Origin of the sequence: Pseudomonas sp. NA-150, from assembly GCF_044336365.1 — a bacterium.
In the GTDB taxonomy this organism is placed as follows: domain Bacteria; phylum Pseudomonadota; class Gammaproteobacteria; order Pseudomonadales; family Pseudomonadaceae; genus Aquipseudomonas.
The window spans coordinates 6,445,945-6,469,614 of the sequence record NZ_CP172305.1; the positions used below are offsets into that span (position 1 = coordinate 6,445,945).

Annotated in this window: 23 protein-coding genes; 11 read left to right on the forward strand and 12 right to left on the reverse strand. The window is 58.0% G+C overall.

The features are described from left to right. Positions 1-184: 184 nt before the first annotated feature. Positions 185-2,053, forward strand: a complete 1,869-nt coding sequence (locus tag ACF0H7_RS29970; protein ID WP_397450403.1) for a DEAD/DEAH box helicase — start codon at positions 185-187, stop codon at positions 2,051-2,053. Between the two features lie 83 nt (positions 2,054-2,136). Here the strand turns inward: ACF0H7_RS29970 and ACF0H7_RS29975 are convergent, their stop codons facing one another. Together ACF0H7_RS29975 and ilvA are read right to left on the reverse strand one after the other, a co-directional pair. Then, entirely contained in the window at positions 2,137-2,565 is a 429-nt protein-coding gene (locus ACF0H7_RS29975) for a DUF2269 family protein (protein WP_397450404.1), read from the reverse strand. A 60-nt stretch (positions 2,566-2,625) separates the two neighbouring features. Further along, positions 2,626-4,140, reverse strand: coding sequence for a threonine ammonia-lyase, biosynthetic (gene ilvA, locus ACF0H7_RS29980; protein ID WP_397450405.1), 1,515 nt, complete (start codon positions 4,138-4,140; stop codon positions 2,626-2,628). A 255-nt stretch (positions 4,141-4,395) separates the two neighbouring features. On the opposite strand from ilvA, the gene rpiA reads away from it, so the two are divergent. Beyond that, a complete protein-coding gene (gene rpiA, locus ACF0H7_RS29985; RefSeq protein WP_397450406.1) occupies positions 4,396-5,067 on the forward strand; it encodes a ribose-5-phosphate isomerase RpiA in 672 nt (223 codons plus the stop codon). 115 nt (positions 5,068-5,182) lie between these two features. On the opposite strand, the gene ACF0H7_RS29990 is transcribed toward rpiA, so the two are convergent. Next, positions 5,183-5,848: a fumarylacetoacetate hydrolase family protein gene (locus ACF0H7_RS29990; protein WP_397450407.1), complete on the reverse strand. Its 666-nt coding sequence runs from the start codon at positions 5,846-5,848 to the stop codon at positions 5,183-5,185. A gap of 33 nt (positions 5,849-5,881) precedes the next feature. Beyond that, positions 5,882-7,276 carry an FAD-binding oxidoreductase gene (locus ACF0H7_RS29995; protein WP_397450408.1) on the reverse strand — a complete coding sequence of 465 codons (1,395 nt, stop codon included), beginning with the start codon at positions 7,274-7,276 and terminating at the stop codon, positions 5,882-5,884. Between the two features lie 159 nt (positions 7,277-7,435). On the opposite strand from ACF0H7_RS29995, the gene serA reads away from it, so the two are divergent. Continuing rightward, entirely contained in the window at positions 7,436-8,665 is a 1,230-nt protein-coding gene (serA, locus tag ACF0H7_RS30000; protein ID WP_397450409.1) for a phosphoglycerate dehydrogenase, read from the forward strand. Positions 8,666-8,728: 63 nt separating this feature from the next. On the opposite strand, the gene ACF0H7_RS30005 is transcribed toward serA, so the two are convergent. Next, positions 8,729-9,181: a DUF4399 domain-containing protein gene (locus ACF0H7_RS30005; RefSeq protein ID WP_397450410.1), complete on the reverse strand. Its 453-nt coding sequence runs from the start codon at positions 9,179-9,181 to the stop codon at positions 8,729-8,731. A gap of 135 nt (positions 9,182-9,316) precedes the next feature. Here ACF0H7_RS30005 and ACF0H7_RS30010 point away from each other — a divergent pair, with 135 nt between their 5' ends. Continuing rightward, positions 9,317-9,817: a transporter substrate-binding domain-containing protein gene (locus ACF0H7_RS30010; protein ID WP_397450411.1), complete on the forward strand. Its 501-nt coding sequence runs from the start codon at positions 9,317-9,319 to the stop codon at positions 9,815-9,817. A gap of 49 nt (positions 9,818-9,866) precedes the next feature. Here the strand turns inward: ACF0H7_RS30010 and ACF0H7_RS30015 are convergent, their stop codons facing one another. Continuing rightward, on the reverse strand, positions 9,867-10,499 hold the full coding sequence (locus tag ACF0H7_RS30015) for a 2OG-Fe(II) oxygenase (RefSeq protein ID WP_397454070.1): 633 nt from the start codon (positions 10,497-10,499) through the stop codon (positions 9,867-9,869). 108 nt (positions 10,500-10,607) lie between these two features. Here ACF0H7_RS30015 and ACF0H7_RS30020 point away from each other — a divergent pair, with 108 nt between their 5' ends. Next, positions 10,608-11,366, forward strand: coding sequence for a DUF2059 domain-containing protein (locus ACF0H7_RS30020; protein ID WP_397450412.1), 759 nt, complete (start codon positions 10,608-10,610; stop codon positions 11,364-11,366). Here the strand turns inward: ACF0H7_RS30020 and ACF0H7_RS30025 are convergent. After that, positions 11,363-12,310, reverse strand: a complete 948-nt coding sequence (locus tag ACF0H7_RS30025) for an alpha/beta hydrolase (protein ID WP_397450413.1) — start codon at positions 12,308-12,310, stop codon at positions 11,363-11,365. The genes ACF0H7_RS30020 and ACF0H7_RS30025 overlap by 4 nt on opposite strands. 118 nt (positions 12,311-12,428) lie before the next feature. Here ACF0H7_RS30025 and ACF0H7_RS30030 point away from each other — a divergent pair, with 118 nt between their 5' ends. After that, entirely contained in the window at positions 12,429-13,007 is a 579-nt protein-coding gene (locus tag ACF0H7_RS30030; RefSeq protein ID WP_397450414.1) for a DUF6436 domain-containing protein, read from the forward strand. 9 nt (positions 13,008-13,016) lie between these two features. Here the strand turns inward: ACF0H7_RS30030 and ACF0H7_RS30035 are convergent, their stop codons facing one another. Both ACF0H7_RS30035 and ACF0H7_RS30040 read right to left on the reverse strand, forming a co-directional pair. Then, positions 13,017-13,937: a ParB/Srx family N-terminal domain-containing protein gene (locus ACF0H7_RS30035; protein ID WP_397450415.1), complete on the reverse strand. Its 921-nt coding sequence runs from the start codon at positions 13,935-13,937 to the stop codon at positions 13,017-13,019. Positions 13,938-13,998: 61 nt separating this feature from the next. Continuing rightward, positions 13,999-15,243: an OprO/OprP family phosphate-selective porin gene (locus tag ACF0H7_RS30040; RefSeq protein WP_397450416.1), complete on the reverse strand. Its 1,245-nt coding sequence runs from the start codon at positions 15,241-15,243 to the stop codon at positions 13,999-14,001. A 281-nt stretch (positions 15,244-15,524) separates the two neighbouring features. Between ACF0H7_RS30040 and ACF0H7_RS30045 the strand changes: the two genes are divergently transcribed. Further along, positions 15,525-17,912, forward strand: a complete 2,388-nt coding sequence (locus tag ACF0H7_RS30045; RefSeq protein ID WP_397450417.1) for a penicillin acylase family protein — start codon at positions 15,525-15,527, stop codon at positions 17,910-17,912. 74 nt (positions 17,913-17,986) lie between these two features. On the opposite strand, the gene ACF0H7_RS30050 is transcribed toward ACF0H7_RS30045, so the two are convergent. Beyond that, positions 17,987-18,583, reverse strand: a complete 597-nt coding sequence (locus ACF0H7_RS30050; protein WP_397450418.1) for a YceI family protein — start codon at positions 18,581-18,583, stop codon at positions 17,987-17,989. Positions 18,584-18,609: 26 nt separating this feature from the next. Next, positions 18,610-19,158, reverse strand: a complete 549-nt coding sequence (locus tag ACF0H7_RS30055) for a cytochrome b (protein WP_397450419.1) — start codon at positions 19,156-19,158, stop codon at positions 18,610-18,612. A gap of 330 nt (positions 19,159-19,488) precedes the next feature. Between ACF0H7_RS30055 and ACF0H7_RS30060 the strand changes: the two genes are divergently transcribed. Together ACF0H7_RS30060 and ACF0H7_RS30065 are read left to right on the forward strand one after the other, a co-directional pair. Beyond that, positions 19,489-20,895 carry an adenosylmethionine--8-amino-7-oxononanoate transaminase gene (locus tag ACF0H7_RS30060; protein ID WP_397450420.1) on the forward strand — a complete coding sequence of 469 codons (1,407 nt, stop codon included), beginning with the start codon at positions 19,489-19,491 and terminating at the stop codon, positions 20,893-20,895. Between the two features lie 95 nt (positions 20,896-20,990). Continuing rightward, positions 20,991-21,710, forward strand: a complete 720-nt coding sequence (locus ACF0H7_RS30065) for a 16S rRNA (uracil(1498)-N(3))-methyltransferase (protein ID WP_397450421.1) — start codon at positions 20,991-20,993, stop codon at positions 21,708-21,710. 162 nt (positions 21,711-21,872) lie between these two features. On the opposite strand, the gene ACF0H7_RS30070 is transcribed toward ACF0H7_RS30065, so the two are convergent. Further along, on the reverse strand, positions 21,873-22,490 hold the full coding sequence (locus ACF0H7_RS30070; RefSeq protein ID WP_397450422.1) for a hemolysin III family protein: 618 nt from the start codon (positions 22,488-22,490) through the stop codon (positions 21,873-21,875). A gap of 313 nt (positions 22,491-22,803) precedes the next feature. Between ACF0H7_RS30070 and ACF0H7_RS30075 the strand changes: the two genes are divergently transcribed. Together ACF0H7_RS30075 and ACF0H7_RS30080 are read left to right on the forward strand one after the other, a co-directional pair. Continuing rightward, positions 22,804-23,187, forward strand: a complete 384-nt coding sequence (locus tag ACF0H7_RS30075) for a polymorphic toxin type 44 domain-containing protein (protein ID WP_397450423.1) — start codon at positions 22,804-22,806, stop codon at positions 23,185-23,187. Next, entirely contained in the window at positions 23,165-23,620 is a 456-nt protein-coding gene (locus ACF0H7_RS30080; protein ID WP_397450424.1) for a hypothetical protein, read from the forward strand. Before ACF0H7_RS30075 ends, ACF0H7_RS30080 begins: the two co-directional genes overlap by 23 nt. The last annotated feature ends 50 nt before the right edge of the window (positions 23,621-23,670 follow it).

The window sequence follows — 23,670 nt, forward strand, 5'->3', positions numbered from 1 at the left end:
CCGGACGCTTGGTCTAGCAACAGCCTCCCGATCACACCCGTCGCGCTTTTTTCTTTCATGCGTCGATGTGTCGGAATGTATGTGACAGCCCAGCAGGACCGGACGGGATTGCGTCTTCTAAACGCCATTCGCGCCAGGCAAGATCTCTCAATGGGCTCAGCCCTAACTACAAACAGGATTACTCATGTCCTTTGCTTCCCTCGGTCTCTCCGAGGCTTTAGTCAGCGCCATCGAGGCTGCTGGCTATACCCAGCCTACTCCGGTGCAACAGCGGGCCATTCCCGCCGTGTTGCAAGGTCGCGACCTGATGGTTGCGGCCCAGACAGGTACAGGCAAAACCGGTGGTTTCGCCCTTCCGATCCTGGAACGGTTGTTTCCCAATGGCCACCCGGACAAATCCCAGCGTCATGGCCCGCGCCAACCGCGCGTTCTGGTCCTGACCCCGACCCGCGAACTCGCGGCGCAAGTACACGACAGCTTCAAGGTGTACGCGAAAAACCTGAAGTTCGTCAGCGCCGTGATTTTCGGTGGCGTCGGCATGAACCCGCAGGTCCAGGCCATGTCCAGAGGCGTTGACGTGCTGGTAGCCTGCCCTGGCCGCTTGCTCGATCTGGCCGGCCAAGGCAGCGTCGACCTGTCTCACGTTGAGATTCTTGTCCTCGACGAAGCCGACCGCATGCTCGACATGGGCTTTGTCCATGACGTGAAAAAAGTCTTGGCCCGCCTGCCTGCCAAACGCCAGAACCTGCTGTTCTCGGCGACGTTCTCCAACGACATCACCGCTTTGGCTGGCAAGCTGCTGCACAACCCGGAACGCATCGAAGTCACGCCGCCGAACACCACGGTCGAGCGTATCGAACAGCGCGTTTTCCGTCTGGCGGCCAACCACAAGCGTTCGCTGCTGGCGCATTTGATCACTGCCGGCGCCTGGGAACAGGTTCTGGTATTTACTCGCACCAAGCACGGCGCCAACCGTCTGGCCGAGTACCTGGACAAGCACGGCCTGAGCGCTGTGGCGATCCATGGCAACAAGAGCCAGAACGCCCGAACCAAAGCCTTGGCCGACTTCAAAGCCGGTCAGGTACGGATACTGGTCGCAACCGATATCGCCGCCCGCGGCCTGGATATCGATCAGTTGCCGCACGTGGTCAACTTCGAACTGCCGAACGTTGATGAAGACTACGTTCACCGCATCGGCCGTACCGGCCGCGCAGGCCGTAGTGGTGAAGCGATTTCACTGGTAGCGCCGGACGAAGAAAAGCTGCTGAAAAGCATCGAACGCATGACCAAGCAGAAAATCGCCGACGGCAACCTGATGGGTTTCGACATCAATGCGGTTGAAGCCGAGAAGCCTGAAGTTCGTGAGCGTCCAGACGTTCGCAACCCACGCGCACCTCGTGGCCCACGCGGCGATGGTCCGAACGGCGGTGGCGGCGGTGGCGGTCGTAAAGACAAAGGTAAAGACAAGGGCCAGGAAAAATCATCCGGCGCTCGTCCTGAACGCGCTGCGCAAAAGCCTCGTGAAGGCACTCCAGCCCGCGAACAGCGCCAAGCGACTCCACGTGCCGATAGTGCCAACCGTGCTCCGGACGAGTTCCTGGATGACGACGTGGATAACTTCGGCAACAAGGCCGACTACGTCAGCCCGTACCCGAACAAGGGTCAGGGCCGTGGTCGTCGTCCAGGCGCGCCGGCTGCTCCAGGTGCCGCAGCACCGAGCACGGGTCGCCCAAGCGGTCCACGCACCGGCACTGGCGCCTCCACCGGCACACCACCGGCCAAGCGCAGCGGTCCACGCAATGGCGCACCACGCGACGGTCAGGCCCGTCGTGAGGAGCAGCCACGCAATCGCCGCCCCGCGCGTGAGGATCAACCCGCCGCTGCACGCCAAGAGCCAGCCGTTCGCAATCCTCGTGACGGGCAGCCGCAGCCGAAGATCATGCACAAAGAGTCAAAAAGCGACCGCTTCCCGTCGGCCGAGCAACTCGACCAACTGCCAAGCCGCCCACGCGGCGAGAAGCCAGCCCTGCTGACGCGCAATCGCGAAGGCTAAGCAACGCTGAATAAGTAAGCTGGATAAAAAAGCCCCGACTGGTTCGGGGCATTTTTTTGTCTGTCAGAAAGGAACCGCATCAATCAAATCGGCTTCGCCCCCATCAACCCCGCAATCGCTATGAAACACACTGCGCTGAAGATCGACAGCGCGAGAGTGAATGTCGGATTGCCAACGATCACAGGCCTGCGCAGTCGATTGACCCGCACCGCCAGCCACGCCCAGCTCAAGGCACCAAAGGTATACAGCACGCTCGCCGCCAGTAGCCAGGTCTGGCCCAACGGCCAGCCTGCGTAGTGCACCAACCACCAACCGCTGATGGGCAAGACCAACAAGCAGAGGCCCATCAACAACCAGACAAACACCCAAGGCCGCTGCATGGCGCGGTTCTGCACCGTCAGGTCGCCTGAACGCCGTCCGCGAATAATCCAGACCACCAACGCCAGGGCGCAGATGAAAAACAGTACGGTGCTGACCATGTGCAGCATTTTCAGCGCGGTGAAATGTTCCATTTTCTTTAAATCCTGTCAGGTCGTGCTGTTAAGCCTAGCAGCGTGCCCGGTTTGACGACTTCAGCCCAGAAACAGTTTGTAAGCCGGATTGTCGCTTTCATCCCAATACGGGTAGCCGATTTCCGCCAGCGCCGCCGGAATCAGGTGTCGCTCGTCTTCCGGGACCACCAAACCCGCCACCACTCGACCGTCCGCCGCGCCGTGGTTGCGGTAGTGGAACATCGAGATATTCCACTGCCCGCCAAGCTTGTTGAGGAAGTTGAACAACGCGCCTGGCCGCTCCGGAAATTCGAAACGGAACACCACTTCATCACTGACCCGTGCCGAATGCCCGCCGACCATGTGGCGGATGTGTAGCTTGGCCAGTTCATTGTCAGTCAGGTCCAGCACCGGGAAACCCTGCTGCGTCAGGCTGGCCAGCAGCGCGGCGCGTGGGTCGTTTTCCGGGTGGGTTTGCACGCCGACGAAGATGTGGGCTTCGCGGTCGGTGTTGTAGCGGTAGTTGAATTCGGTGATCTGGCGCTTGCCGATGGCCTCGCAGAAGGCCTTGAAGCTGCCCGGTTGCTCGGGGATGGTCACGGCGATGATCGCCTCGCGGCCTTCGCCCAATTCAGCGCGTTCGGCGACATGCCGCAGGCGGTCGAAGTTGACGTTGGCCCCGGAATCGATGGCCACCAGGGTCTGACCGCTGACGCCATACAGCTCGACGTACTTCTTGATCCCGGCCACGCCCAGCGCGCCGGCCGGTTCGGTGATCGAGCGGGTGTCGTCGTAGATGTCCTTGATCGCCGCGCAAATTTCGTCGGTGCTGACGGTGATCACTTCGTCGACGTAGTGTTTGCAGATATCAAAGGTGTGCTGGCCGATCTGCGCCACCGCCACGCCATCGGCGAACAGCCCGACCTGGCTCAACACCACGCGTTCACCGGCCGCCATCGCCGCTTGCAGGCAGTTGGAGTCGTCCGGCTCGACGCCGATCACCTTGATTTCCGGGCGCAGGTATTTGACGTAGGCCGCGATGCCGGCGATCAGCCCGCCGCCGCCCACCGGAACAAAGATCGCGTCGAGGTTGCCGGGCTGCTGACGCAGGATTTCCATCGCCACCGTGCCTTGGCCGGCGATGGTGTCGGGATCGTCGTAGGGGTGGATGTAGACGTAGCCTTTTTCGTCGACCAGCTTCAGGGAAAACGCCAGCGCCTCGGGGAAAGTGTCGCCGTGCAGTACCACGATGCCGCCACGCGAGCGCACGCCTTCGATCTTGATCTCGGGCGTGGTCTTGGGCATGACGATGGTGGCCTTGACCCCCATCACCTTGGCCGCCAGCGCCAGCCCTTGCGCATGATTGCCCGCCGACGCCGTGACCACGCCCCGCGCGCGTTCAGTGTCGCTCAACTGCGCGAGCTTGTTGAAGGCGCCGCGAATCTTGAACGAGAACACCGGCTGCAAGTCTTCGCGCTTGAGCAACACCTTGTTATGCAGGCGCTCAGACAGCTGGCGCGCGGGCTGCAACGGGGTTTCGATGGCGACGTCGTAAACGCGCGAGGTGAGGATTTTCTTGGCGTACTGTTCGAGCATCGGAAAGCATCACTGGCGAATAAGGACAAGGCCAGAAGTCTACCCCAGCCCTCGGACGAGCGCCCCTACGAATGACGGGGTTTTGCGCCCGCCTTACCGCTATAATGCGCGTCCTTTTGCACACCGCTGCTCACGTGTAGGAGCTGCCGAAGGCTGCGATAAGGTCGGTACGACCTTCATTACGACCGCTTCGCTGTCGACCGCAGCCTTCGGCAACTCCAACAGGATCGAGCCATTTCGTACCGTGGAGCCCGCATGACCCAGGATCAACTCAAACAGGCCGTGGCCCAAGCCGCTGTCGACTTCATCCTTCCGAAACTCGATGACAAAAGCGTCGTCGGCGTCGGCACCGGCTCCACCGCCAACTGCTTCATCGACGCACTGGCCAAGCACAAAGGCGCGTTCGACGGTGCTGTCGCCAGTTCCGAAGCCACTGCAGCTCGCCTGAAAGGCCATGGTATTCCGGTGTATGAGCTGAACACGGTCAGCGATCTGGAGTTCTACATCGACGGCGCCGACGAAAGCGACGCCAACCTGAACCTGATCAAAGGCGGCGGCGCAGCACTGACCCGCGAAAAAATCGTCGCAGCCGTAGCCAAGACCTTTATCTGCATCGCAGACGGCAGCAAGCTGGTGTCGGTGCTGGGTGAGTTCCCGCTGCCGGTGGAAGTGATTCCGATGGCCCGTAGCCACGTGGCCCGTCAGCTGGTGAAACTGGGCGGCGACCCGGTGTACCGCGAGGGCGTGTTGACCGACAACGGCAACATCATTCTCGACGTGTTCAACATGAACATCACCAATCCGGTGGAGCTGGAAACCCAGATCAACGCCATTGTTGGCGTCGTGACCAACGGCCTGTTCGCTGCGCGGCCGGCGGATCTGCTGTTCCTGGGCACTGCTGAAGGCGTGAAAACCCTCAAGCGCTGAATAACCCTGTAGGAGCGGGCTTGCCCGCGATGGCGGTGTGTCAGGCACACCGCGTCAAACTGATCGCGGCGGTGCGGCGATCCGACGAGCCCGCTCCTACAATGGCTTTGATCGATCAGCGAACGCTGCTTTCGAACCGGCTCTGGCCAGTCAGTTCCAGCACAATTTCATCGCCGACATTGAACGGACCCACGCCAGCCGGGGTGCCGGTCATGATCACATCGCCCGCTTGCAGCGAGAAACACGAGGCCATGTACTGAATCATCGGTACGATCGGGTTGAGCATCAGGTTGCTGTTGCCGTCCTGACGCAGTTCGCCATTGACGGTCAGACGAATACCGATATCGGTCAAATCCGGGTAAGCATCAGCCGACACGAACGGCGCCAACACTGCCGCGCCGTCGAACGATTTGGCGATTTCCCACGGCAACCCCTTTTCCTTGAGCTTGCTCTGCACGTCGCGCAGGGTCAGGTCGAGGCCCGGGGCAAAACCGGTGATCGCATCCAGCACTTCTTCAGCCGACGGATTTTTGGTCAACGGTTTGCCAATCAGCACCGCGATCTCAGCTTCGTAATGCACTGAGCCGCGCTCGGCCGGGATGGTGAACCCACCCTCCAGCGCCACCACGCAACTGCCGGGCTTGATGAACAGCAGCGGCTCGGTCGGCACCGGGTTATTCAGTTCTTTGGCATGCTCGGCGTAGTTACGGCCGATACAGACCACTTTGCCCACCGGAAAGTGGATGCGCGTACCGTCAATGTACTGATGCTGATAGCTCATGAGGCGACTCCTGGGTCTACGTTCGGCAACGGATCAAACAGCGAAGATCTTGCCAGGGTTCATGATCCCGTTAGGGTCGAACACTGCCTTGACCGCTTTCATGTATTCGATTTCGACCGGCGAACGACTGTAGGTCAAGTAGTCACGCTTGGTCATGCCCACGCCGTGCTCGGCAGAGATCGAGCCGTTGTACTTCTGAACGGTCTCGAACACCCACTTGTTGACGGTCGCGCACTTGGCGAAAAACTCGTCTTTGCTCAGGTTATCTGGCTTGAGGATGTTCAAGTGCAGGTTGCCGTCGCCAATGTGGCCGAACCAGACGATTTCGAAGTCCGGATAGTATTCGCCGACGATCGCGTCTATTTCCTTCAAAAACGCTGGTACTTTCGAGACGGTGACCGAAATGTCGTTCTTGTACGGCGTCCAGTGGGAGATGGTTTCGGAGATGTACTCACGCAGCTTCCACAGGTTCTGCAGTTGCTGTTCGCTCTGACTCATCACGCCATCAATCACCCAGCCTTGCTCGACGCAATGTTCAAAGGTCGCCAGCGCTTCGTTGGCCACTTCTTCAGTGGTCGCTTCAAATTCCAGCAGCGCGTAGAACGGGCAATCAGACTCGAACGGAGCCGGCACATCGCCGCGCGCCAGGACTTTGGCCAAGGCCTTGTCAGAGAAAAACTCGAAGGCGGTCAGATCCAGCTTGCTGTGGAACGCATGCAAGACCGGCATGATCGCATCGAAATCGGTGGTGCCGAGCACCATTGCGGTCAGGTTCTTCGGAGCGCGATCCAGACGCATGGTGGCTTCGACGACAAAGCCCAATGTGCCTTCAGCGCCAATGAACAGCTGACGCAGGTCGTAACCGGTGGCGTTTTTGATCAGGTCCTTGTTCAGCTCAAGGATGTCGCCCTTGCCGGTAACGACTTTCATCCCGGCGACCCAGTTACGGGTCATGCCGTAGCGAATAACCTTGATCCCGCCGGCATTGGTGCCGATATTGCCGCCAATTTGACTCGAACCTGCCGAAGCGAAGTCCACCGGGTAGTACAGGCCTTTTTCTTCGGCCAGACGCTGCAACTGCTCGGTGATCACGCCTGGCTGGCAAACCACGGTGCGGTCAGTGGTGTTGAAATCCAGCACCTGGTTCATGTAATCAAAGGCCACGACCACTTCGCCATTGGCAGCAACGGCGGCAGCAGACAAACCGGTTCTTCCGCCGGACGGTACCAGCGCAACCTGGTGTTTGTTGGCCCACAGAACGATGGCCTGCACTTGCTCGATGGTCTTTGGGAACACGATGGCCGTCGGTGCGGGCGCAAAATGTTTGGTCCAATCCTTTCCGTAAATATTGAGGGAATCGGCATCGGTCAGGACCTTGCCAGGCTCAACCAGGGTCTTCAGCTCATCTATCAGGGCAGGATTGGTCATCGACGGAACTCTCGAACAATTCATGGTCATCCTGAGAACGCTTCACGTCCAGGAATGGGTGTTTCGCGGGGTGCATATGCTAGCATACGCACCCCGCACATCGTGCCTAGAGCCGATCTGCGCCCCTGCCATTTTTCTCCGGGACACAGGTTTACGCAGATGAGCAAGACTTCTCTCGATAAGAGCAAGATCAAGTTCCTTCTTCTCGAAGGCGTCCACCAATCCGCCGTGGACGTCCTCAAGGCTGCAGGGTACACAAGCATTGAGTACCTCACTGGCTCCTTGCCAGAGGCTGAGCTGAAGGAAAAGATCGCCGATGCACACTTCATCGGTATCCGCTCCCGCACCCAATTGACCGAAGAAATCTTCGATTGCGCCAAGAAACTGGTAGCGGTCGGCTGTTTCTGTATCGGTACCAATCAGGTCGATCTCAACGCAGCCCGCGAACGCGGTATCGCTGTGTTCAACGCCCCGTACTCCAACACCCGTTCGGTGGCCGAGTTGGTGCTGGCCGAAGCGATCCTGTTGCTGCGCGGCATTCCTGAGAAGAACGCTTCCTGCCACCGTGGCGGCTGGATCAAAAGCGCAGCGAACTCCTTCGAAATTCGCGGCAAGAAACTGGGCATCATCGGCTACGGTTCGATCGGTACTCAGCTTTCCGTGCTGGCTGAAGGCTTGGGCATGCAGGTGTTCTTTTACGACACCCTGACCAAACTGCCGCTGGGCAACGCGACTCAGGTTTCAAGCCTGACCGAACTGCTGGGCTTGGCGGACATCGTCACCCTGCACGTTCCGGAAACCGCTGAAACTCAGTGGATGATGGGCGAGAAAGAAATTCGCTCGATGAAAAAGGGCAGCATCCTGATCAACGCCGCTCGCGGCACCGTGGTCGAGTTGCAAGCGCTGGCTGACGCGATCAAGGACAAGCACCTGATCGGCGCCGCCATCGACGTCTTCCCGGTTGAGCCTCGCTCGAACAACGAAGAATTCGAAAGCCCGCTGCGTGGCCTGGACAACGTGATCCTGACCCCGCACATCGGTGGTTCGACTGCCGAAGCCCAGGCCAACATCGGTCTGGAAGTGGCAGAGAAGCTGGTCAAGTACAGTGACAACGGTACGTCGGTGTCTTCGGTCAACTTCCCGGAAGTGGCGCTGCCGGCTCACCCTGGCAAGCACCGTTTGCTGCACATCCACGAAAACATTCCGGGTGTGATGAGCGAGATCAACAAGGTCTTCGCCGAAAACGGGATCAACATCTCCGGTCAGTTCCTGCAGACCAACGAGAAAGTCGGCTACGTGGTCATCGACGTCGATGCCGAGTACTCCGATCTGGCGCAAGAAAAACTGCAACACATCAACGGCACGATTCGTAGCCGCGTGCTGTTCTAGGTTTTTCCGGCGTACAAAAAAGGAGACCCGAGGGTCTCCTTTTTCATGCCCGCAATAAAACGCTTACTTGACGGTAATGGTGATCTTTTTCGATTCAACCGAAGGGTTGAGCGGGATATGGCCTTTATCACCCATTAGCAATTGCAGGGTGTGCTTGCCCGGCGCCAAGGTCAGCTCGGTTTCGGTCTGGCCTTTGCCGAAGTGCTTGAGATTGTCCGTGGCGGGGATCGGCGCATCTTCAGCCGGCTGGTCTTTCACGTCGATCAGCAAGTGATGGTGGCCGGTGTCCGGAATATCCACGCCAGCGGGCGCAACGCCCATGCCTTTGAGGCCGAACTGGACCTTGAAGGTCTTGCCTACGGTGGCGCCGTCTTTTGGCGAAATAATGTACACCTCAGCGCCCGCAGGCGAAGCGGTACGCGGGACATCAGCAGCGTTAACCAGCGCAGAGGCACCCAACAAGGCCCCTCCCAACAACACGCCGGCGATAGTAGCGCGTGAAAATAAGCTCTTCATGATCTCTCCAGGTTTGTTACAAAAATTTGGAGCTGAAAAGACAACTCCGGTTTTTTGACTGTCCAAAGCTGCTGCCGACTACGCTCAACACCATAAAGCATAGCGGTTTGAATTTCTTATCTTGTAGGAGTACCCATGCGCGTTGTGCCTGGCCTGTTTTTTTTATCTGTCTTTTTGAGCCCTTTGGCTCATGCCGAACTGATCGACGAAGTGAATGATCGAGGGGAGCTGCGCATTGCGCTGGAGGGCAATCTCGCGCCGTTCAACTTCACCAAGGAGGGCAAGCTGAGCGGATTCGAAATCGAATTGGGAGAGATGCTGGCTCAAGAGCTGGATCTGCAACCGTCGTTCATTCCCACCACCGCAGACGACATGATGCAGGGTGTTGAAAGCGATAAATATGACATCGCCCTGAACCATATTGCCGTCACCCCGGAATTGAAAAAGCAGGTCGACTTCAGTGAGCCCTATAGCTACTCCAATGCAGGGACTCTGGCAATTCCGTTTCAGAAGGGCAATCCGGCGTTTCAGGGTGTTTTGGACCGCGCGCTGGAGAGAATCAAGGCCGATGGACGCTTGAGTGTTTTGTCAGAGAAATGGTTTGGCGTGGATACGACCAAACCGCCCAAGCCGTGATTGGCAGGTCCGGCCTCTTCGCAGGCAAGCCTGCGAAGAGGCTCTCAAGTCAGAACACACCTTCCCCACGCCGCCGATACCAGCCGGTCAATGAAAGACGGTCACGGTGTGCAGGCAGGACTTCGTGGGGGATGTCGCTGGAGAGGAACACCACCAGACTGCCGCCAACGGGCTGTACGTCATGCTCGACACCATCTTTGAGGTACATCCGCAACTCGCCGCCGTGTTCGGGATGCCAGGCCGGGTTCAGATACAGCACTGATGAGACAATGCGCCGATCATCATCACGAAAGCGATCAACATGCTTGCGGTAAAACGCCCCCGGCGGATAAAACGCAAAATGGCTCTCGAAGTCCTCCAACCCCAGGAACAACCCCTGATTCAGCGCCTGACGCAGGCTGTCCATCAGCCCGAGATACTGATCACAGGCCTCGCTTTCACCCGGCTCCAGCCACTGAATTCGGTCTCCACGAACCGCCTCGCGGACTTGCTGCGACGAGCCGCGACCGACCGAAGCCGGTGACAGTCCACCCTCGTCTGAACGTTTACGGCACTCTGCGGCCAACACGAGGGTCAGAGCTTCGGGCAAGAAAATAGTCTGCTGCGACCAGCCGTGTGTTGCCAAGTCATCGACGATTTTCAACAGCGATGGGTGATCCGAGGTTATTTGCATGCCGCGCATAGTATCCATACGTCTTGAAATCGGACAGAGCCGCCCGGCAATCAAAGTCATAACTCGACAAATCCAGGCCAGCGCACCGAGAATAGCGGCCTGCTGACAGGAGTCCCTATGCGCCGTTTGTTTGTTCTGCTGCTGATGTTCTGTGTTTTGCCCGCCCGGGCAGACAGCCACGACCAGTTATATAAGGTCGCCGGTTGGCCAGAACAACGCGCACATTTCAGTGCCGCCCTGAGCGCAGCCCAACAACGTTATCGCAACAGCTTGCCGCCAGCGGTCTATCAGGCACTGGTGAATAACAGCAACCAACGTTTCGCGCCACAAGCCATGGACCAACGCGCCGAACAGCATTTGCGCCAGTCCTTGAAAGACCCGGTCCCTGCGCTGCAATTCTTCCAATCACCGCTGGGACGCAAAGTTGTCAATGCCGAACTCACCGCCACCCGCCCGGACCAACTGGCGAAAAACGCACAAGGCCTGCCGCATATCGAAGCCAGCGCTACTCGCCAATTGCTGATCGGTCATCTGGCACAAGCGCTGCCTGCTCGTGAAGCCGGCGCCGAAGTCAGCCTCGCCATCGCCGGTGTAGCGGCCGACAGCCTTAGCCAAATGATTCCCGGCCTGCTCGGCGGCGGACAAGCGCAAGGCATGCTCGACGGCCAGCGCGAACGCCTGATGCAACAGATCGGCGCCGACCTGAACAACACCCTGCTGTACGTTTACCGCGACCTGTCGGATCCGGAACTGGAGGAATTCGATTCCTTCGCTGAGTCAGAGCAAGGCAAGGCGTATTACCAGGCAGCCCTCGCCGCGATTCGCGCGGGGCTCGCGGTTGGGCAAAGTACCTCGAACCTGGCGCCGGGGAATTAAGACCCACTGAATCGCTCATCCAGAAACGCAAAATAACGCTCGCGCATTTCCGGTAATTCGTTGGCCAGGTGATGACGTGCCTGACCCAGCATGAACACCTGTGGCTGGGCGAATTTGTCGTGGAGCACTTGCAGGTTGTGGGTCCAGTCGACGGTCATGTCGGCGTCACCTTGAATAACCAGCGGACTGCGCGTGCTGCGCGGGGCTGCTTCGATGCGTTTGATCCACTCGGCCAAAGCCCCGACCCACACAGTCGGCAGGCGGCGTGGCTGTAAGGGATCGGCCAGCAGAAACGGCAGAAAGTCCGGGTCGTTGGTGTTTTCGCTGAAGCGCCGGTCAAGGCCTTGGATGAAGCGGCTGAACAGGCGATAGGTGATTTTTGACATTGCCCAGCCGCGCGGCCGGATCAGCGGAGCGAACAGGATGCTCTGCCCTTGCGCCGGGCTGTCGAGGCCGTGAGTCAGCAAGTGGTCGATCACAATCGCGCCGCCGGTACTTTGTCCACACAGGTGCCAGGGCTGTGGCAGTTTCAGGCCTTGCGCCTCGGCGAACAACGCCTGCAGCACGACCTGGTACTCGTCGAAGTGATTGATGCTGGCGCGCTCGCCGCTGGATAAACCGTGCCCGGGCAAGTCACAGGCAATCACTGCGAAATTGTGGTCCAGCGCCCAGTTGATGACGTGCTTGTACAGGCCGACGTGATCGTAAAAGCCGTGCACCAGAAACAATGTGGCGGCCGGGCGCTCGGGCAACCAGATATGGCTGACCAATTCGTAGCCGCCCACATCGAAACGCCCCATCCAACTGCGCACCGCGGCCGGGCGGCTGTCCACGGTCAAGCCGTAAAAGCGCTGGTACGCCAAGCTTTGCTCGGACATCGGCTGGGCGGCGAGCAAGGGTTGCAGGCCGGCTCTCAGGATTTCAGGGTCGAACGTAAGGGACATTGGGCATCCAGGCAAAACTGAGGTCATGTTCTGGCGAATATGACAACGCATAGCCTGCGATATTCATCTGTCTCGTCAGGCATGGCAAGCTACCCACCCGAAAACAGAGTCGTCCCACATGAAATCCAGCCATCGACTTACCTTGATTTCCTGGCTGCTCGCATTGGTTTGCGCGGTTGGGTTGTGGTTGGCGTATGACTGGTTCCAGGGGCGTTATGTGCGTCCGTTCGGCGATCAGACGGCAGTATTTGCAGGAGATAGCCTCAAACTGCCGGCCGAGCTGGCAGGGCCGGGGCGAATTCGTCTGGTGCATTTCTGGGACCCGGCCTGTCCCTGCAACGTGAATAATCAGCAACACCTTGGTGAGTTGATCGAGCACTTCGGTGGCGTGCAAGGCGTGGATTTCTACTCGGTACAGAGGCCTGGCACTCATGGTCAATTACCCAGCACGCTGACCGCAATCAAACCCCTGGCCAACATGCCCGGCGCGGAACACATCAGCGCTAGCCCTGCCGTGGCGATCTGGGATCGTGACGGCAAACTGGCGTACTTCGGACCCTATAGCGAGGGTGCCACCTGCAACTCCAACAACAGTTTCATCGAGCCCATCCTCAAAGCCCTCAGCGAAGGCCGACCGGTCAACGCGACGCACACCATGGCCGTCGGTTGCTATTGCCCGTGGCTGACGCCGAACTGACGATGGCCCTCAGTGATGGGTCTTTTTGTAGGCGAGGACATACGAAAGCTTACTGCTGACGGCCTTGTGCAGTGCCTTCTTGTTCAATGACGAAAACCCGCCCAATTGTTTGGCACTAAAGCCGCTATCACCCACCTTTGCATCCGCCGACAAGCCCACCATCAACTTGGCCGCAGCCTCCAGCGCCTTCCGGTAGCCGCGACGATCACCGAGGTCGTAAGGTCCGAGATTCAACTGACTACGCAACCAGTCGCCCCAATAGAACTCCAGAAACTCCGGAGTGATGTCCACGCCGTCAGGTTTGCCGTAGGCCGCACCACGGGTGAAGTAAACCAGGCTGCGGAACGGATCGTTCTGCATGTTTTCCAGCCCGAGGTGTTGTGGCAGTTGCGACGGATTGATCACCTGCCCATTGCCATCCTTAAGCCAGACCTTGCGTGCGCTCTGCATGCGCTGCCAAAACGCGGCACTGTCGGCACTGTCACTGAAGTCGTCTGTGACCTTGACCCACATCCTTAATGCCTTGCCTGCGCCCGGCTGATCCCAAAGCGTGGAGAACGTGTGGTGGCCATCCGTGAGGTACAACTCGCCCGCCGGACCGACCACCACGGTTTTCATGGCTTTAGGGTGTGTACCCACCGGGCTCTGGCACTGAAAACTGTCTGGGCGCAGCAGGTCGGCAGTGTCTGGTACTTTGGCCGACTCACCCTGGCCGTTAGTTTCGCAGTATTCGTCGAACAGTTTCCCGCGCTGGTCGGCGAAACGTCCGAGCTTGTAATAGATTTGGTCAAAACCGATGGCGGCCTGGGTCGGATGCAACTGATCGAGGCTGACTTCAACTAGATCGCCCGCCTTATGGGTGGAAAGCGCTTGGGCCTGCAAGGTAAAGACGCACAGCACCAGTGCCAGCAGCCACGAATTCAATCGCATATAAGATCCTTTTACCGATTAGGGCCTGACGCGAGGCGCAGGCCCCATAACGCCTGACGAGTCAGAACACGTATTGCAAGCGCAGACTCATGACATCACCGTTGTGATCGCCTGCGTCGTTCGACACATTGCTGGTTTTTGCTTTCAAGTAATTGGCAGACACCTTGACCGCCGCATTGGCGTACCAGTTCACCCCCAGGGTGTGAAGCTTTGTCGTGTTGTCGAGAAAATCGCGTTCTTCGACATTGGCTCGATCATAACGGTAGAACAGTTCCCAGGCGCCAAGCTGTTTGTTCTCGGGCTTGATACGGTCGAACTTGCCGCCGTCGAGCTTATAGCCACGCGCCTCACCGGTCAGGGTGTAGGCCAGTTGCCCGTAATACCCAGTGGCCTGTCGATCGTTACGCGCGCTCTGCGACTTGGCCTCGATATTCCGACGCAAGTATTCGCTTTGCAGCGAGAGCGGACCCGCAGCATAGGCAAATTCCAGCCCAAGCGCTTTGTCGCCATCGAATGCTCCTGCCACTTTCGGGGCCAGATCCGGCCGGTTGCCGTTGCTGTTTTCCGAGACCCCACGAACGCCCATGCGGGTGCGGATACGACCGTCTGAGTTATCGGCGCCGCTGTAGGCATAGTTCAGTCCGAAATGCAGGACATCACCCGCGACGGCCATCGGTGCGAGTACCGCTCGCAGGTTGAGATTATTGCTGTTGCGGCCATTTTCATTTTCGTTCGATGTCGGTCGCATGAGGCTGGCCGAGCCGTAGAACATGTCCGCTGTGCCACGCACCTGAACGCCCATGCCTTCGTCATGCTCATTAACCCAAGGCGCCAGTTCGGTGAGCTGGCTACGCTCGATCGCGGTAATCCACTTGGAACTGGTGGCGTTCTCCAGACCGAAGTCCGGGTCGAAACGGCCGATGCTGAAGGTCACTGGATCAAACCCCAGATAACTGATGTAAGCCTCGTCGATCAGTGGATCGGCGTCCTCCAGCTTCAACGACAAGTCATAGCCCCAAACCCCATACGCCTTGCCGGATAACTCCAGGCGGGCGCGGCGTAAATAAGCACTGTCCGCAGTCTTGCCATTACCGCTGTAGATGCCATTGAACTGATCAAAGTCAGCCTGGATCCGCCCGCCCAGCTGGAAGCTGAACTGATCATCCGTGGTCGCGATTTCCAGCCCGCCTTTGGTTTTGACGACAAGATCAGCGCCGTCGGTGGTCACCGTTCCCGCCATCGTCTCGGTAGAAATCATCAGTGCCAAGCCGCACAAGGTAAAACCGCTGGAGTATTTACTGAACATAGATACATCTCCCTAAACGCGGCTTTGGACGTCCTGCCCAAAGCCTTTCCATTCGAGGGGATGCATGCTGATGGCCGATAATTTCAGAAAGGTTTCAATCCAGACCGCGCTTTATTACAAATATATACACGGTGCTTTCCGCGCCTTTATTCAGGGCGTCAGGCTACGTTCAGCAGATTGTTACTCCACATGATGAACGCCCGATCTACGCTCAGACCGCATACAACGACACAACAAATCTGTAGCTTGCAGGGTCGAATGGTTCACTGAAAGGAATTCGAATGAAGCGCAGCCTGACCGCCCTTGCTGTCGTCGTCGCCACCGTTGTCGGCGGCGGTTTTTGGTATGTGCACAGCAAACAACCGGTGCGCTCAGGGGATGTTTCCCTGAGCCATTTGCAAGCACCCGTCACCGTGCGTTACGACGAGCGCGGCGTACCGCACATCAAGGCCGAGAACGAAACCGACATGTACCGTGCCCTGGGCTATGTGCAGGCTCAGGACCGGCTGTTCCAGATGGAGATCATGCGGCGCCTGGCGCGGGGTGAGCTGGCCGAGGTGCTGGGGCCGAAACTGCTGCACACCGACAAACTGTTCCGCGGTTTGCGCATCCGTGAGCGCGCCGATGCCTATCTCGCCCATCAGGACACACAAGCGCCCGCCTGGAAGGCGCTGCAAGCGTATCTCGACGGCATCAACCAGTATCAGGACACGCATCCAAGCCCAGTCGAGTTCGACGTGCTGGGAATCAAAAAACGCGCGTTCACCGCCGAGGACACCGTCAGTGTCGCCGGGTATATGGCCTATAGCTTTGCCGCCGCATTTCGTACTGAACCACTGCTGACATTCGTACGCGACAAACTCGGGCCGCAGTACCTGAAAGTCTTTGATCTCGACTGGAACCCTCAAGGTGTGCTCGGCCAGGCACCTGCGCTTGGCAGCGCTGACTGGAAGGGGCTGAGTGAGTTGGCGAGCCTGAGTCAGGACGCCCTGGAAAAAACCGGCTTGCCGCAGTTCGAAGGCAGCAACGCCTGGGTGATCGCCGGCAGTCGCACCCGAAGCGGCAAGCCGTTGCTGGCCGGGGACCCGCACATTCGATTTTCTACGCCATCGGTCTGGTACGAAGCGCAGTTATCGGCCCCGGGGTTTGACCTGTACGGGCATTTCAACACGCTTGTGCCGTTCGCCTTGCTCGGACATAACCATGACTTCGGCTGGAGCCTGACCATGTTCCAGAACGACGATGTCGACCTGATCGCGGAAAAGACCAATCCCGATAATCCCGATCAGGTCTGGTACCAGGGTGCCTGGGTCGAGATGACTCACACCCAGCAACAGATCCTGGTCAAGGGCGAGCCTGCCGTGACGCTGGATCTGCGCCAATCGCCCCACGGGCCGATCGTCAATGATGTAGTGGGGGAAAACGCGGGCCGCTTGCCGATTGCCATGTGGTGGTCGTTCCTGGCGTCGGAGAACCCGATTCTTCAGGCCTTCTACGAGCTCAACCGCGCCGATACGCTGGGCAAGATGCGCAGCGCGGCGCAGAAAATTCAGTCGCCCGGCTTGAACCTGATCTGGGCCAACAGCAAAGGTGACATCGGCTGGTGGGCCGCTGCTCAATTGCCAATACGGCCAGCCGGCGTCAATCCGGCGTTCATTCTCGACGGCAGCACCCCCCAGGCGGACAAGTACGGCTTTTATCCTTTCAGCGCCAACCCGCAGGAAGAAAACCCGGCACGTGGATTTATTGTGTCGGCCAACGCCCAACCCCTGTCGCCGACCGGCATGGAAATTCCGGGGTATTACAACCTCCCCGATCGTGGCCAGCAGCTTTACCGCCAACTGAGTGACTCATCCGTAAAGTGGGACCTTGATGCCAGCAAACGGCTGCAACTGGGTACCATCACCGATTACGCCCCACGGATATTGAGGCCGCTGCTTCCGGTGCTGCGCAGCGTGGTCACGAATCCAGAGGAGCTGGCCCTGGTCGAGCGCCTGGCGAAGTGGCAGGGCGATTACAGTCTGGATTCTGTTGGCGCTACCCTGTTCAATCAGTTCCTGTATGACCTGACCAACAAAGCCATGCACGATGAACTCGGCGATAGTTTCTTCGACTCGCTGCTGACCAGTCGTATGATCGATGCCGCCCTGCCACGACTGGCCGCCGATGCTGACTCGCCGTGGTGGGACGACCACACTACGCCCGCTAAAGAAACCCGCGCGGACATCGTCAAACTGGCGTGGCACGAGAGCGTTTTGCACCTGAAAGAACTGTATGGGAACAACGCTGATGAATGGCGTTGGGGCAAGGCCCATACATTGACCCACGATCATCCGCTGGGCAGCCAGAAACCGCTGGACCGGATATTCAACGTCGGCCCCTTCCCGGCGCCTGGCACCCACGAAGTGCCGAACAATCTGTCTTCACGCATTGGTCCCGCTCCGTGGCCAGTGACGTATGGCCCCTCAACTCGCCGCCTGATCGACTTTGCCGACCCGGCTCACAGCTTGAGCATCAACCCGGTAGGACAAAGCGGCGTTCCGTTCGACGAGCACTATGCGGATCAGGCCAAAACCTACATCGAAGGCGGGTATATGCCACAGCATCTGGACGACGCCGACGTAGCGGCGAATACCAGACAGACGTTGAAGCTGATGCCCGGGCGGTAACGGCCCCGATAGTTTTTTACAGACAAAAAAACGCCGACCCTGGGGTCGGCGTTTTACTGTTACAGGCAGCAGCCTTATTTGTTCTTGGTGCCTTCGAACGAGATGATCAGGTCCAGCGAGTCGGAGGAAGGACCCAGGTCCATCATTTTGCCGAAGTCAGAGCGTTTGATCGAAGTGGTGCCCTCGAAGCCAGCACGGTAGCCGCCCCATGGATCCGCGCCTTCACCCAGGAAGGTGGTCTTGACGACGACCGACTTGGTAACGCCGTGCAGGGTCAGGTCGCCGGTCACGTCAGCAGTGACTTTGCCATCAGCATTCTTGCCGGTGGTTTTGACGCTTTTGGAAACGAAAGTGGCTTCCGGGAATTTGTCGACTTCCAGGAAATCCTTGCTTTGGATGTGCTTGTCACGCTCAGCGTTGTTGGTGAACACGCTGGCGGTCTTCAGGGTGATGTTGATCTTGCTGTCTTCAGGCTTCGCTGCATCAAAGCTGAACGTACCATCCCAGTCCTTGAAGGTACCGTAGATGAAGCTGTAGCCCAGGTGGCTGATTTTAAAGTTGATGAAGGCGTGGTGGCCCTTGTTATCAACGGTGTAATCAGCAGCCATCGCCTGACCGGCCGACAACAGAGCGGTACCGATAGCCAGTGCGGCGAGAGTCTTCTTCAACATGCTTTGATTCCTGTTTGGATTGAACATTAGTCGCGACCCAACATGCGGACCAGGGTGGTGTCGCGATCGATAAAGTGGTGTTTCAGTGCAGCCAGGGCATGCAGTCCGGCAAAAATCACCAGCACCCACGCCAGATACAAATGAATGTCGCCCGCGACATCCGCCTGATCGGGAATGCTGCTGATCAACGCAGGCACATCGAACAGGCCAAACACCGAGATGCCCTCGCCTTCGGCGGTGGAAATGAGGTAACCGGCGAACATCGTGGCAAACAGACAGAGATACAAGAACAGATGACCGAATGTAGCGCCGATACGGGTCCAACGCCCGTAACTGGCAAGTGCTGGCGGCGGCGGGCTGACTAAACGCCAGACCACCCGAATGAGCATTACAGCGAACAGCGTCAAGCCGATGCTTTTGTGCAGGTCAGGGCCGGCTTTGCGCCAGGTGTCGTAGTAACCGAGCCCGACCATCCACAGCCCGAGTGCGAACAGGCCGAAGACCGTAATAGCCACGCCCCAGTGCAGCACCATGCTGACCCAGCCGTATCGAGAGGAAGAGTTGCGTAGCTGCATACCAATTTCCTTAAAAAGATGGTTCCAAGACTAGCTTTTTATCTATCGAATGAAAGCGCAAAATTTTGCTGCGAAACATCGAAAAATACGATCAGTGATCTGACCTTGTTAACCAAATGCCAGCATCCTGATAATGCTTGACCGACAAAACCGTGTCGTGACAACCGGACATCCAACCCCGATGAACGGTACGGCCTTCGCATTCTGCTCCTGAGCGACCCTGGATGTGTACTGAAAGCACACTAGAGGTTGTTCCGCAGGCAGGCATTGCATAGGCTTGCGCGATTGTTTGCCCTCGCACCAAGCGAGTCGTCACCAGGAGATTAGCCCATGGGCTTGAATGACCAGTGGATGCAACGGGACCTAGCGGTGCTCTGGCATCCCTGCACCCAGATGAAAGACCACGAAACCCTGCCCCTGATCCCGATCAAGAGCGGCAAAGGCGTGTGGCTTGAAGACTTCGAAGGCAAACGCTACCTCGATGCCGTCAGCTCGTGGTGGGTCAATGTGTTCGGCCATTCCAACCCACGCATCAATCAGCGGATCAAGGATCAGGTTGATCAACTCGAACATGTGATCCTCGCGGGCTTCAGCCATCAACCGGTGATCGAGCTGTCCGAGCGCCTGGTGAAGATGACGCCGGAAGGCCTCACTCGGTGCTTCTACGCCGACAATGGCTCGTCCTGCATCGAAGTTGCGCTGAAAATGAGCTTTCACTATTGGCTCAATCGCGGTCAGCCGAACAAGAAACGCTTCGTCACCCTGACCAACAGCTATCACGGCGAAACCATGGCCGCGATGTCGGTGGGCGACGTGCCGCTGTTCACCGAAACCTATAAAGCGTTGCTGCTCGATACGATTAAAGTACCGAGCCCGGATTGCTACCACCGTCCCGAAGGCGTGAGCTGGGAGGAGCATTCGCGCACGATGTTCGCGTTCATGGAGCAGTCCCTGGCCGAAAACCACGACACGGTTGCGGCGGTGATCGTCGAGCCGTTGATCCAGGGCGCCGGCGGCATGCGCATGTACGATCCGATCTACCTCAAATTGTTGCGTGAGGCCTGTGATCGATATGGCGTGCATTTGATCCACGACGAAATTGCCGTCGGTTTCGGTCGTACCGGAACCATGTTTGCCTGCGAGCAAGCCGGTATTCGCCCGGACTTCCTGTGCCTGTCCAAAGCGCTGACTGGCGGTTATCTGCCGCTGGCCGCCTGCATCACCACCGATGACGTGTATAGCGCGTTCTACGACGACTATCCGACGCTGCGAGCCTTCCTGCATTCCCACAGTTACACCGGCAATCCACTGGCCTGTGCAGCGGCATTGGCGACCCTGGATATCTTCGAGCAAGACAACGTCATCGAGAACAACAAGGCGCTGGCCAAGCGCATGGCCAGCGCGACCGCACATCTGGTCGATCACCCGAACGTGTCCGAAGTGCGCCAGACCGGCATGGCCTTGGCCATTGAAATGGTTCAGGACAAAGCGACTAAAACTGCTTATCCGTGGCAGGAAAGACGTGGCCTGAAGGTGTTTCAGCACGCACTGGAACGCGGCGCGTTGCTGCGTCCGCTGGGCAGCGTGGTGTATTTCCTGCCGCCCTACGTGATCACCCCGGAAGAGATCGACTTCCTCGCCGAAGTGGCCACCGAAGGCATCGACATCGCGACCCGCACCGGGATCAGCGTTGCCGTGCGCGAGAATTTCCATCCCGATTTTCGTGATCCGGGCTAACCATTACTTGTAGGAGCGGGCTCGCCCGCGATGGCGGCGTACCTGACACACCGCCATCGCGGGCAAGCCACGCTCCTACAGATGAGAGAATGAAAATGAGACTGTCCCGCTTTTTTATCGATGCCCCGTTGAGCATCGGCGAACACGAACTGCCGGAAGCCCAGGCGCATTACATCGGCCGCGTGCTGCGTATGGCCGAAGGTGACGCGCTGCAATTGTTCGACGGTTCGGGCAGCGAATTTCGCGGCACCTTGCTCGAAGTCGGCAAGAAACGCGTGCGGGTGCAACTGAGCGAGCAATTCGCCGGGCAAATCGAATCACCGCTGAAGATCCACCTGGGTCAGGGCCTGTCACGTGGTGAGCGGATGGACTGGGCGATTCAGAAAGCCACCGAGCTGGGCGTCAGCGAAATCACGCCCATCGTCAGCGAACGTTGCGAAGTCCGGCTTAAGGATGAGCGCGCCGAAAAGCGGCAGTTGCACTGGCAGCAAATCGCGATCAGCGCCTGTGAGCAATGCGGGCGCTCGGTGGTGCCGGTGATTCACCCGCCGCTGGCCCTCAGCGAATGGCTGAAGCAGACCGAAGCCGATTTGAAGCTGGTGCTGCACCCGGTGTCCGAGCCAATGACCAGTCACGCCAAACCGGCGACTTTGGCATTTTTGATCGGCCCGGAAGGTGGGTTGAATGATGCAGAAGTCGAGCAAGCCCAGGACGCCGGCTTCCACGCTGCCCGCCTCGGCCCTCGCGTGTTGCGCACCGAGACCGCGCCGGTGGTAGCACTCAGCGTGGCGCAACAGCTTTGGGGTGATTTCTAACAGTCAGCGTGTGTCAGTGCTGCCGAAGGCTGCGATCGGCTGCGCAGCAGTCGTGTTTTCATAATCGCTGAAGGTCCTCCGGACCTTATCGCAGCCTGCGGCAGCTCCTACAGGGGATTTGTGCCTAACCAGAGATCCTTTGTGGGAGCAAATCACTAGCCCTCAAAGCACATAAAAAAAGATCGCCACAAAGTGCAGCAAACTGCCGGCGACCACGAACAAATGCCAAATCCCGTGCCAGTGGCGGAAGCGGTTGTCGAAGGCAAAAAAGATAATCCCTACGGTGTACAACACCCCGCCCGTCGCCAACCAAGCGAAGCCCGCCGTGCCCAGCGCCGCCATCAGCGGCTTGACCGCCACCAGCACAATCCAGCCCATCACCGCATAAATCACGATCGACATTACCCGCGCCTCGGAGCGTGGTTTGATCTCCTGCAACATGCCGATCACCGCCAAGCCCCAGACAACCCCGAACAACGACCAGCCCCAGGGTCCGCGCAGGGTCACCAGGCAAAACGGGGTGTAACTGCCGGCGATCAGTAGATAGATCGACAGGTGATCGACCTTCTGCATGATCACTTTCGCCCGCCCGCGCACGCTGTGATAGACCGTCGACACGCTGTACAGCAGCAACAGCGTCACGCCGTAAATCGCCATGCTGACGATCTTCCACACATCACCGTCCATGCTGGCCAGCACCAACATCCAGACCGCGCCGACAAAGGCCATCACCGCGCCGACCAGATGAGTCCAGGCGTTGAATCGCTCTCCGTGGTACATATTCGTCGCCTCAAAATCATTAACGAGCGCAAGGCTCAAGGTTTCGCACCAAAAGCGCAATGCCCGAATCACGCGATCTGGCTAACTCTGATTGGCGCAGCATTGGAATTGGCCTGCGGGTTGCTGGCGCGGGCTGGTTCTGAATCCGTCGCATGGTCAGGGCAGGTCTTTCAGAAAGCTTGATGTTTACTTGCCATCAAAGTTATTTCCGAATTTCATGTCAGACATTTCCGAAACTGCGGCTAGGTATAATTATTGATATCTTCGAGTGATAACATTTTGCCTCCCTTTTTTCTCATACCTAGGAGACGAAATGCACGAACCCAAGGTACCCCCAGAAGCATTTGTAAACTCAAATATGTTCATCGCCAACCATCGGAAGACCGTGCTAAAGCCCGGATCAGCATTTCTATACTCATGGTTTTATACCCAAGTCAAAAACAGAGGCCCATGGGACTACAAGCAAATCTCTCGTGAATATGAGGCCTTCGGCAATTACAATTACGGCGCTACCGGCACTGCCGCAGGCATACCCAGAATGATACTTTTGCGGGCAGCCGGTGCGGCTCAAAGTCTAGCTGGGACTTCGCGGGAGGACTTAGGAGAGTGGTGGGGTTCTGCTCCTTATGGGGATGACTACCAAGATCAATACTGGATTGAGCAAGGAATTGCACATGCAAAGTGGCACGGGTATTAAATCGACAGCCCAAACTCTGGCCAATATTTTATTGCTGACCTGTTTGGTTTATATAGGTGGAACTTGGCTTTTCACTCCCAGCGCCCCTAACCTGGATAAATTAGTACTCAACTATCCAATTGGGGAAGGCGGCTTCATCTATGGAGTCAGAAATAACCCTGGAGGCTCAACGGTTGGTTACAGCTATCGGTATTACGTATCAAAAAAGCTTGAAAATGAAGAAATTATTTTATCGAGCCTTGTTCGATCAATTCCATTTTTAATCACGACCGACCCAGCCGTCAAAATCGAAGGTACTGGCAGTGAGCTCGCTGTACTGGTGAAAGGACAGGTCTATGACTTCCACAGTCGAACGGTAGTGAGGCACGCCGATGACGACGGCTATACCGGCATCAACATCAGCATAAAAGCGGACAGCGAAGAGTCGCTTTGACGGATCGAGCAGCCGTCTGAACTACCAGTCGCCTGCTCACGCGGTCTGGT

Bases quoted from the DNA above. Each gene is read 5' to 3' on its own strand.
- ACF0H7_RS30015 (WP_397454070.1), bottom strand. From the start codon at position 10,499: ATGCGCGGCATGCAAATAACCTCGGATCACCCATCGCTGTTGAAAATC.
- ACF0H7_RS30035 (WP_397450415.1), bottom strand. From the start codon at position 13,937: ATGCGATTGAATTCGTGGCTGCTGGCACTGGTGCTGTGCGTCTTTACC.
- ACF0H7_RS30080 (WP_397450424.1), top strand. From the start codon at position 23,165: ATGCAAAGTGGCACGGGTATTAAATCGACAGCCCAAACTCTGGCCAAT.
- ACF0H7_RS30070 (WP_397450422.1), bottom strand. From the start codon at position 22,490: ATGTACCACGGAGAGCGATTCAACGCCTGGACTCATCTGGTCGGCGCG.
- ACF0H7_RS30020 (WP_397450412.1), top strand. From the start codon at position 10,608: ATGCGCCGTTTGTTTGTTCTGCTGCTGATGTTCTGTGTTTTGCCCGCC.
- ACF0H7_RS30030 (WP_397450414.1), top strand. From the start codon at position 12,429: ATGAAATCCAGCCATCGACTTACCTTGATTTCCTGGCTGCTCGCATTG.
- ACF0H7_RS29970 (WP_397450403.1), top strand. From the start codon at position 185: ATGTCCTTTGCTTCCCTCGGTCTCTCCGAGGCTTTAGTCAGCGCCATC.
- ACF0H7_RS30075 (WP_397450423.1), top strand. From the start codon at position 22,804: ATGCACGAACCCAAGGTACCCCCAGAAGCATTTGTAAACTCAAATATG.
- ACF0H7_RS30040 (WP_397450416.1), bottom strand. From the start codon at position 15,243: ATGTTCAGTAAATACTCCAGCGGTTTTACCTTGTGCGGCTTGGCACTG.
- ilvA (WP_397450405.1), bottom strand. From the start codon at position 4,140: ATGCTCGAACAGTACGCCAAGAAAATCCTCACCTCGCGCGTTTACGAC.
- ACF0H7_RS30055 (WP_397450419.1), bottom strand. From the start codon at position 19,158: ATGCAGCTACGCAACTCTTCCTCTCGATACGGCTGGGTCAGCATGGTG.
- ACF0H7_RS30060 (WP_397450420.1), top strand. From the start codon at position 19,489: ATGGGCTTGAATGACCAGTGGATGCAACGGGACCTAGCGGTGCTCTGG.
- ACF0H7_RS30050 (WP_397450418.1), bottom strand. From the start codon at position 18,583: ATGTTGAAGAAGACTCTCGCCGCACTGGCTATCGGTACCGCTCTGTTG.
- ACF0H7_RS30010 (WP_397450411.1), top strand. From the start codon at position 9,317: ATGCGCGTTGTGCCTGGCCTGTTTTTTTTATCTGTCTTTTTGAGCCCT.
- ACF0H7_RS30005 (WP_397450410.1), bottom strand. From the start codon at position 9,181: ATGAAGAGCTTATTTTCACGCGCTACTATCGCCGGCGTGTTGTTGGGA.
- ACF0H7_RS29990 (WP_397450407.1), bottom strand. From the start codon at position 5,848: ATGAGCTATCAGCATCAGTACATTGACGGTACGCGCATCCACTTTCCG.
- rpiA (WP_397450406.1), top strand. From the start codon at position 4,396: ATGACCCAGGATCAACTCAAACAGGCCGTGGCCCAAGCCGCTGTCGAC.
- ACF0H7_RS30025 (WP_397450413.1), bottom strand. From the start codon at position 12,310: ATGTCCCTTACGTTCGACCCTGAAATCCTGAGAGCCGGCCTGCAACCC.
- ACF0H7_RS29995 (WP_397450408.1), bottom strand. From the start codon at position 7,276: ATGACCAATCCTGCCCTGATAGATGAGCTGAAGACCCTGGTTGAGCCT.
- ACF0H7_RS30065 (WP_397450421.1), top strand. From the start codon at position 20,991: ATGAGACTGTCCCGCTTTTTTATCGATGCCCCGTTGAGCATCGGCGAA.
- ACF0H7_RS30045 (WP_397450417.1), top strand. From the start codon at position 15,525: ATGAAGCGCAGCCTGACCGCCCTTGCTGTCGTCGTCGCCACCGTTGTC.
- ACF0H7_RS29975 (WP_397450404.1), bottom strand. From the start codon at position 2,565: ATGGAACATTTCACCGCGCTGAAAATGCTGCACATGGTCAGCACCGTA.
- serA (WP_397450409.1), top strand. From the start codon at position 7,436: ATGAGCAAGACTTCTCTCGATAAGAGCAAGATCAAGTTCCTTCTTCTC.